The organism is Bacteroides faecis MAJ27 (genome assembly GCF_900106755.1).
In the GTDB taxonomy this organism is placed as follows: Bacteria; Bacteroidota; Bacteroidia; order Bacteroidales; family Bacteroidaceae; genus Bacteroides; species Bacteroides faecis.
On sequence record NZ_FNNN01000073.1, the window covers coordinates 1 to 1,358 of the forward strand.

A 1,358-nucleotide genomic window follows, 5' to 3' on the forward strand; every position below is an offset into this window, starting at 1 on the left:
AAAAAAATGCCTTATCTCTGACTCCTCTAAACTGTGCTCTGAATGCCTTGATTTTAGCATTGAATGATTCTGCTGCCGCATTAGTTGCCCTTCTTTCAAAGAAGTTGATAATATTCATATAGTGTGTTTGGATAGAGCGCGCTACCCTTCCAAAAGTCAGGAAGCCTGATTTATCGACTTCGTCATACCACCTTGCAAGCCTTGTCAAAGCAATATCTTTAAACTTACACTGATGATAGATTGAGCCTAACCGCATGGCCAGATAATATCCCTTCTTTATATCGGGATATTCTTTAAATAGAATCTCAGCCCGTATCCTTTGAGACTGAGTCCATAGCGATTCTTTTTTGTAAAGCAGATAAATACTCCTTGCCAGCAACTGCTTTCTTGTATCTCCATTAGCGAAAACAGGTGCATGATATATCTTTCCGCAGGCCTTTGCATAGGCAAGCTGCGTGGACTCCTCATCCAAAGCCTCCCAGCGGGCTTTCACACGCATCTCCTGAACTGCTTCATGAGCTAGTTTCTGTACATGGAAACGATCTGTAACGCGTTTGGCGGCAGGGAAGCAAGTCCGCGCAATCTGTTCCATATTGGGGGCCATATCCAAGGTGATCTCACGTACCTGATAGCGACGACGACGCGAAAGTTTAAGCAGGACAGAGGTGACTGTACAAACATCCGTACCTTTAATGATAGCGATAATACTGCCTTTACCACCGTGAGCCTCTTTATTAATCAACACAGTATATAGTTCTCCACGAGAGAGGGCCACTTCATCAATACAGACGTAGGCACCAATGTTCTTCTCAAACAAAAGCCAGTTCTCTGCATGGGCAAGCTGCTCCCAGCGGAGGTAGCCACTTAAATGGTTGCGGTATTGACGTTCAAACAAATCCCCGTCAACGCCATATAAAGTACCCAATAACTTGCAGCCGATCGGATGATTATCAATATAATTCTTTTAAAAAAGACGCAAAATCCTGCGTCATACGAGTACCCTCAGCTAACATGCGCCAGTTACGGCAGATATAATCATTGCTCTTCTTTAATATCCAGCGACGACGGCGAATGTTCAGATACACTTTCTTACCACGAAGGGGAAAGTCCTGAACAACCACCGGATCATAAAAGCCTTTACTCTCAGTGGCCTCACCGGAATACTGCTCAGGAACCAGATTCTTCTCTTCAAGGTAAATCACGATTTCATTCACCCTTTCTTTCACATCAACAACATCAAAGTAATCCAAGGTGCCTTCAGGGAGAAGAAGACGATAAACATTTAACTCCATTTTCTATAAATTTGAAGGCAAAGATAAGAATTTGTAATTTCATCCCTCAGATTTATTCATTGATCC

2 protein-coding genes are annotated in these 1,358 nt (G+C 43.0%); both read right to left on the reverse strand.

Annotation, left to right across the window (positions count from 1 at the left end; genetic code table 11):
- Positions 1-925, reverse strand: a 925-nt coding sequence (locus BLW31_RS23690) for an ISAon1 family transposase (protein ID WP_074759715.1), incomplete at its 3' end; no start/stop codon positions are given.
- 25 nt (positions 926-950) lie between these two features.
- Positions 951-1,292, reverse strand: a complete 342-nt coding sequence (locus BLW31_RS23695; protein ID WP_010535358.1) for an ISAon1 family transposase N-terminal region protein — start codon at positions 1,290-1,292, stop codon at positions 951-953.
- Between the last annotated feature and the right edge of the window lie 66 nt (positions 1,293-1,358).